This is a genomic window from Mesorhizobium sp. M7A.F.Ca.AU.001.01.1.1 (assembly GCF_004022735.1).
Classification (GTDB): Bacteria; Pseudomonadota; Alphaproteobacteria; order Rhizobiales; family Rhizobiaceae; genus Mesorhizobium; species Mesorhizobium ciceri.
This window is the reverse complement of record NZ_RZPF01000335.1, coordinates 1-6,629: the sequence shown is the minus strand read 5'-3', so window position 1 is coordinate 6,629 and position 6,629 is coordinate 1. Positions and strand designations below refer to the sequence as shown.

At 62.5% G+C, this 6,629-nt stretch carries 6 protein-coding genes and 2 pseudogenes; 1 reads left to right on the top strand and 7 read right to left on the bottom strand.

Translation table 11 applies throughout. The features are described from left to right. From EN884_RS20215 to EN884_RS20190, 6 genes and pseudogenes are all read right to left on the bottom strand, one after another. Positions 1–341 (bottom strand): annotated as a pseudogene (locus tag EN884_RS20215) (sugar phosphate isomerase/epimerase); the annotation flags it as partial. Between the two features lie 53 nt (positions 342–394). Continuing rightward, positions 395–1,492, bottom strand: coding sequence for a sn-glycerol-3-phosphate ABC transporter ATP-binding protein UgpC (ugpC, locus tag EN884_RS20210; RefSeq protein ID WP_027161308.1), 1,098 nt, complete (start codon positions 1,490–1,492; stop codon positions 395–397). 5 nt (positions 1,493–1,497) lie between these two features. Next, the gene (locus EN884_RS20205; RefSeq protein ID WP_024504414.1) at positions 1,498–2,430 is read right to left on the bottom strand and encodes a carbohydrate ABC transporter permease; all 933 of its coding nucleotides are present in this window, start codon (positions 2,428–2,430) and stop codon (positions 1,498–1,500) included. 2 nt (positions 2,431–2,432) lie between these two features. Then, positions 2,433–3,320: a sugar ABC transporter permease gene (locus tag EN884_RS20200; RefSeq protein ID WP_024504415.1), complete on the bottom strand. Its 888-nt coding sequence runs from the start codon at positions 3,318–3,320 to the stop codon at positions 2,433–2,435. Positions 3,321–3,401: 81 nt separating this feature from the next. Next, positions 3,402–4,640 carry an ABC transporter substrate-binding protein gene (locus tag EN884_RS20195; RefSeq protein WP_063169023.1) on the bottom strand — a complete coding sequence of 413 codons (1,239 nt, stop codon included), beginning with the start codon at positions 4,638–4,640 and terminating at the stop codon, positions 3,402–3,404. Between the two features lie 26 nt (positions 4,641–4,666). Beyond that, positions 4,667–4,891 (bottom strand): hypothetical protein, encoded by a 225-nt coding sequence (locus tag EN884_RS20190; protein WP_127224157.1) that lies wholly within the window; start codon positions 4,889–4,891, stop codon positions 4,667–4,669. Positions 4,892–5,043: 152 nt separating this feature from the next. Between EN884_RS20190 and EN884_RS20185 the strand changes: the two genes are divergently transcribed. Continuing rightward, positions 5,044–6,099 carry a LacI family DNA-binding transcriptional regulator gene (locus EN884_RS20185; protein ID WP_063169024.1) on the top strand — a complete coding sequence of 352 codons (1,056 nt, stop codon included), beginning with the start codon at positions 5,044–5,046 and terminating at the stop codon, positions 6,097–6,099. Positions 6,100–6,116: 17 nt separating this feature from the next. On the opposite strand, the pseudogene EN884_RS20180 reads toward EN884_RS20185, so the two are convergent. Continuing rightward, positions 6,117–6,629, bottom strand: a pseudogene (locus EN884_RS20180) (NADP-dependent phosphogluconate dehydrogenase); the annotation flags it as partial.

Sequence of the window (6,629 nt, the reverse complement as noted above, 5' to 3'; positions counted from 1 at the left end):
GCATCACCGACCTTGGCCAGGCGTTCGCCGAAACCACGCCAGCCGGCCACGTCGGATGGCCGCTGGTCGGGCATCAGGAAAGGACAGATGAGCAGCGTGATACCGAGTGCGTCGGCGGTTCTGCGCACGCCGTCAAAATCGTTCTCGAGCGCGTCGATCGAGAAATGCCCAGTCGGCATGGCAAGCCCGTTCCTGTCGAGCTCGGCGCGGAATGCCTGGGGATCATCATAGACGCCGCCGAAACCTTCGACCTGGGCGTAGCCGAGCTTGCCGAGCATGGCGAGCACACCGTCCCAGGGTTGGAAATTGCGGGCGCTGTAAAGTTGGAATGACCAATTCATCGTCTCTGTCCGTTTTGCTTGGGGATCGTCGTTGGAAGGTTGGTTCTCGGAAGCTAGATGCGTGTGCCGGTTGCGGTGTCGAAAAGCGAGGCGCGCATCGGATCGAATCCAAGCGTCACCGCCTCGTCGTTCTTGGGCGTGCGTTCCGAGGTCACTCGGACGCTGAAATTCTGCTGGGCAAGCTTCAGCCAGACCAGCGTGTCGGAGCCCATGGGTTCGACCACCTCGACATTGGCGGCCATCGAGAACGGCCAGCCGGTGCCGCTGTTCAGGCTGACATGCTCGGGCCTGATACCGAATGTGACGGGGCCGGGAGCCGGAGGCTTGGCAAAGTCGTAAGTGCCGAGCGGGATCTTGATATCCCCGGCCGCGAACCGCCAGCCGCCGTCGGCGTCTTCCAGGTGGCCATCGACGAAGTTCATTGCGGGCGAACCGAGAAAGCCGGCGACGAAGCGGTTGACCGGACGGTTGTAGATGGTCTGCGGCGCATCGAGTTGCTGGATGACGCCGCCCTTCATCACCGCGATGCGGTCGGCCAGCGTCATCGCCTCGATCTGGTCGTGGGTGACGTAGATCATGGTGTTCTGCAGCTTGCGATGCAGCAGCTTGATCTCGACGCGCAGTTCGGCGCGCAGCTTGGCGTCGAGATTGGACAGCGGCTCGTCGAACAGGAACACGTCGACATCGCGCACCAGCGCCCGTCCGATGGCGACGCGCTGGCGCTGGCCGCCGGAAAGTGCGGCCGGCTTACGCTGCAGCAGCGGTTCGATCTGCAGGATTTCAGCCGCCCGCGTGATCCGCTTGGCGATCTCTTCTTTTGGCGTGCCGGCGACACGCAGCCCGAAGGACAGGTTCTTCTCCACCGTCATTTGCGGATAGAGCGCATAGGACTGGAACACCATGCCAATGCCGCGGTCCTTGGGCTCTTCCCAGGTGACGTTCTTGCCCTTGATGAAGATGCGGCCTTCGGAAACGTCGAGCAGGCCGGCAATGCAGTTGAGCAAGGTCGACTTGCCGCAGCCGGACGGCCCGAGCAGCACGATGAACTCGCCATCGGCGACATCCAGATTGAGCGTCTCCAGGACGGTCACCGCGCCGAAATTCAGCGACAGGTCCTGGATCGAAACGCTGGTATCGTTGGCTGCCGTCATCGCCATCACCCCTTCACCGCGCCGGCGGCGATGCCACGTACGAAAAGCTTGCCGGAGATGAAGTAGACGATGAGCGGCACAAGCCCGGTCAGGATGGTTGCGGCCATATTGACGTTGTACTCCTTCACGCCTTGCACCGAATTGACGATGTTGTTGAGCTGCACCGTCATCGGATAGGTGTCGGGGCGGGTGTAGACGACGCCGAACAGGAAGTCGTTCCAGATGCCGGTCACCTGCAGGATGATGGCGACGACGAAGATCGGCAGCGACATCGGCAGCATGATGCGCAGGAAGATGCCCCAGAAGCCGGCACCGTCGACACGTGCCGCCCGGAACAGCTCCTCCGGCATCGAGGAGAAATAATTGCGGAACAGCAGCGTCAGGATCGGCATGCCGAAAATGGAATGGACGATCACCAGCCCGCTGAGGCTGCCATAGAGGCCGATCTCGCGCAGGATGATGACGATCGGATAGATCATCACCTGGTAGGGAATGAAGGCGCCGACGATCAGGATGATGAAGAACGTATCGGCGCCCTTGAAGCGCCAATTGGCCAGTGCATAACCGTTCACCGAGGCGATGGCGATCGACAGCAGCACTGACGGCACGGTGATGCGCACCGAATTCCAGAAGCCGCGCGAGAGCCCGTCGCAGTTAAGGCCGGTGCAGGCAGTCGACCACGCTTTGACCCACGGTTCGAAAGTGATCTCGAGCGGCGGTGAGAAGATGTTGCCGAGCCGGATCTCCGGCATGCCCTTGAGCGAGGTGACGACCATGACGTAGAGCGGCAAGAGGTAGTAGACCGCCATGACGAACAATGTGCCGTATAGGAAGACGTTGCGGCGCGAAATCACGCGGCGCGGCTTCGGGCCGTAGGGATCGGTGATGCCCTGGCGCGCGCCGGCGGCGGTGCTTGCTTGAGCGGTGATGTCTGCCATGCTCATTTGCGCCGCCCGAACTCGAGATAGGCCCAGGGCACGATGACGATCACCACCGAGAGCAGCATCATGGTCGAGGCAGCAAAGCCCTGGCCGAGGTTCTGGGCGAAGAACATATAGTCGTAGACGTATTTGGCCGGCACTTCGGAGGCGATGCCTGGGCCGCCGCTGGTCTGGGCCACGACGAGGTCATAGACCTTGACGATGCCGGCAGCGATGATGACGAGCGTGGTGATGAAGACCGGCCGCATCATCGGGATGACGATGAACAGATAGGTCTTCCACATCGGGATCCCATCCACCCGCGCCGCCTTCCAGATGTCCTCGTCAATGCCGCGCAGGCCAGCCAGCATCAGGCACATGATGAGCCCTGTGCCTTGCCACAGCGCCGCGATCGATATGCCGTAGATGACGATGCTGGAATTGTAGAGCGGGTCGAAGCTGAAGCTCGTCCAGCCTAAGTCACGGACCACATGCTGGATGCCGAAATCCGGATTGAGCAGCCACTGCCAGACCAGGCCGGTGACGATGAAGGAGAGCGCGAAAGGATAGAGGAAGATGGTGCGCAACGTGTCCTCGAAGCGGATCTTCTGATCGAGCAGTGCTGCAAGCAGGAAGCCGATGACCAGCGAGAACACCAGCGAGATCGCGCCGTAGATCAGCAGGTTCTCGATCGAGATCAGCCAGCGCGGCGTCGCCCACAGCCGGTAATATTGGTCGAGCCCGACGAAATTCAGCCGCGGCAAGAGCTTCGAATTGGTGAAGGAATAGAGCACCGTCCAAACGGTGCCGCCGACGAAAACCACCATGGCGGTGAGGATCATCGGGATCGAGGCGACCTTCGCATTGAGGTTGCGGAACAGAAGGTTGGGGCGTTCGCTCTTGCTCATCTCGTCAGCCGGCTGGGTAAGGGCGGTGCATTCCCGGCCCTGCATTCGCAAGGCCGGGAGCGAGGTGGCTTGCCGCCAGCGTCAGTCCGCCGAAGCGATGAGGTCGGCGAAGCGCTTCTGTGCGTCTTCGACGGTCAATTCCGGCTTGGCGAAGAATTCGGCGAAAAGGTCTTCCTTCTGCTTCTGGGTGTCCTGCGAAAGCAGTTGGTCCGTCCATGGAATGACGGCGCCCTTGGCGAGGATGGCGAGGCCTTTCTTCATGCAGTCGTTCGCCGCGTTGAGATCGACGTCGCCGCGCACCGGCAGGGAACCCTTCTTCAGATTGAAGGCAACCTGCGTCTTGGGATCGAGCAGCGTCTCGGCCAGCACCTCCTGCGCCTTGCTCTTGTCGGCATCCTTGAGCAGCGGGAAGTAGAAGGCGTCGCCGCCCGTGGCTATGACCTCGTTCAGCCCAAGGCCCGGCAGGCAGGTATAGTCCTTGCCGGCGGTCTTGCCGGCAACCTGGAACTCGCCCTGTGCCCAGTCGCCCATGATCTGGCCACCCGCCTTGCCGGTGATGACCAGGTTGGTCGCCTGGTTCCAGTCCTGCACATTGGTGTCCTTCGCCATCTTGCGGGCATCGTCCGCGGCCTTGAAGACCTTGGCGACTTCGGGCCCGGCGGCGAACTTGGCATCCTTGTCCTTGTAGACCTTGAGGAACGTGTCCGTGCCGCCCACAGCCGCAAGCAGCACGTCGAAGGCACCGGAGGATTGCCAGGCTTGCCCGCCGACGGCGAGCGGGATGATGCCGGCCTTCTCCAGTGCCGGCGCTGCCGCCACGAATTCATTCCAGTCCTTCGGCAACGGCACGCCGGCCTTCGCGAAGGCTTCGTTGGACAGCCACAGCCACTGCCAGGAATGGATGTTGACGGGCACGCAATAGATCTTGCCGTCGATGGTGCAGCCGTCGAGCAGGCTCTTCGGCCGCACGACATCAGTCCACTTGCCCTTGGTGGCGACGTCGGTGAGGTCGCGCATCAGGCCGGCCTGCACCAACTCTTCCGCCTGCCGGCCGTGGTTGAACTGCGTGGCGCCCATCGGATCGCCACCGGTGATGCGGCTGATCATGATCGGCCGCGCCGTGCCGCCGGAGCCGGCAATGGCGCCGTCCACCCAGTGGTTGCCGGTCGCATCGAATGCCTTGGCAAGTTCCGCAACCGCCGCGGCCTCGCCGCCTGAAGTCCACCAATGGGTGACTTCCAGGTCCGTCGCGGCCGCCTGGCCGGCAAATTGCAGTGCAGCCGTCGCCGCCAGGGCAGCGGTCAAAAATCTGTATCGCATTTCGGCTCCTCCCAGAATCTGAAACGTTACAGATTTTCGATACGGCAATTGCGCGGGCTGTGCAACCCATCAACGAAGCGCCCTCGATATTTTTTCGGGCCGCGAACAAATCCGCCTGAATGATCGCGCTTCTCATGCACTGCAGCATGGTTTGCTGCGGCGCAAACACCGAAATGCCGCCTGATACGGGCAAAAGGCGGCGGCAGGGCGATTTCTCCTGGAATCCCAATGCGTTTCGCAAAAAGAACCATCCACCTCGTGACGAGGACATACATCTCGATACTGGCAATCTGTAACGTTTCAGTATATTGACGCTTTGCCGGGGCTGGGACGCATATCGTATCGCTATGACGGCGATTGCCGACATGGCCCGCGGCTGCTATGCGCCTGACGGGCGGGACGAATGGACAGACAGCGTACGGACAAGAACGGGGAGAACTCGGCACAGGGACGGCCGACGTTGAAGACGCTTGCCTTCATGACCGGGCTCGGCGTCACCACCGTGTCACGCGCCTTGAAGGATGCCCCGGAAATCGGCGCCGAAACCAGGCGCCGCGTCCAACTCGTCGCCAAGCAGATCGGCTACCGGCCGAACCGCGCCGGCGTGCGTCTGCGCACCGGCAGGACCAATGTCATCAGCCTCGTGCTCAACACCGACCGCGAGATCATGAGCTTCGTCTCGGACATCATCTACGGCGTTTCGGAAGTGCTCGCCGAAACGCCCTATCACCTGATCGTCACGCCTTATTCCCGCTCGCAGGATCCGATGGAGCCGATCCGCTATCTCGTCGAGACCGGCTCGGCCGATGGCGTCATCATCTCGCGCACCCAACCGAACGATCCACGCGCCCGCTACATGCTCGAGCACGGCATGCCCTTTGCCACGCATGGCCGCACCGACATGGGCCTGGTCCACCCCTACCATGACTTCGACAACCATGTATTCGCGATGGAAGCCGTGCGCCGCCTGGCGAGCATGGGCAGGCGCAAGCTGGCGCTTCTGTCGCCGCCACCCGGGCTGACCTATTATGGCCACACGCTGAACGGCTTTGCCGATGCGCTGAGCGAGGTCGGCGCCAGCGAAATTCCGTTCAACACCGTTTCCATCGATCACACGATCGAGCAGATCAGGACCAGGACCGCGCAGGTGATGCGCCGCGAGAACAGGCCGGACGGCTTCGTCAGCAGCGCTGCCGCCGCGACACTGGCTATCGTCGCCGGCATCGAAGATGCCGGCCTCAAACTTGGCCGCGACGTCGATGTCGTGTCCAAGCAGTCGTCGGACCTGTTGCACCTGTTCCGGCCGGAATTGCTCGTCGTCAACGAGAACTTCCGCCTGGCCGGCTCCGATCTCGCCCGCTCCGTGCTCGGCTGGATCGGCGGCGCCGCACCCGGCTCGCTGCAGCGCCTGGTCGCCACCAGCGAGGTTCAGGCGTTCAGACCCCCGGTTTCCGTTTAGGCTCTTGGGCCGGCTTGTCAGCCAGCCGCACCGCTTCCCCACGGCCCATGGAACGCGCCTTTGTCGTCGATACGCTCGAAGCCGTGCGCGCCGAAGAAGTCGCGTTGCGCCTGGATCAGGTTCGAGGTGCCGCGGCCCTGGCGATAGCTGTCGAAATAGGCAAGTGCGGAAGACAGCGCCGGAACCGGCGAGCCGGCCTCCGAAGCCCTCGCCACGATGCGGCGCAGCGACGGATGCGCTTCCTGCATCAGCGAGATGAAGGCCGGCGCCATCAGAAGGTTGGTCGAGGCGCCGCCCTTGCTGAAGGCTTCCGCCATGGTGTCGAGCATCTGCGAGCGGATGATGCAGCCGGCGCGCCAGATCCTGGCGATGGTCGGCATCGGCAGGTTCCAGTTGAATTCCTTCGACGCGCCGCTCATCACCGCAAAACCTTGGGCGTAGGCGGCGATCTTGCCGGCGAACAGCGCCAGTTCCAGATCTTTCAGCAAGGCGTCCTTGTCACCGGAAATCTTCGTCACGCCGATGTTGCC

Excerpts from the sequence above, each read along its gene's own strand:
- EN884_RS20185 (WP_063169024.1), top strand. The coding sequence starts at position 5,044 with ATGGACAGACAGCGTACGGACAAGAACGGGGAGAACTCGGCACAGGGA.
- EN884_RS20195 (WP_063169023.1), bottom strand. The coding sequence starts at position 4,640 with ATGCGATACAGATTTTTGACCGCTGCCCTGGCGGCGACGGCTGCACTG.
- EN884_RS20200 (WP_024504415.1), bottom strand. The coding sequence starts at position 3,320 with ATGAGCAAGAGCGAACGCCCCAACCTTCTGTTCCGCAACCTCAATGCG.
- EN884_RS20205 (WP_024504414.1), bottom strand. The coding sequence starts at position 2,430 with ATGGCAGACATCACCGCTCAAGCAAGCACCGCCGCCGGCGCGCGCCAG.
- EN884_RS20190 (WP_127224157.1), bottom strand. The coding sequence starts at position 4,891 with ATGGTTCTTTTTGCGAAACGCATTGGGATTCCAGGAGAAATCGCCCTG.
- ugpC (WP_027161308.1), bottom strand. The coding sequence starts at position 1,492 with ATGACGGCAGCCAACGATACCAGCGTTTCGATCCAGGACCTGTCGCTG.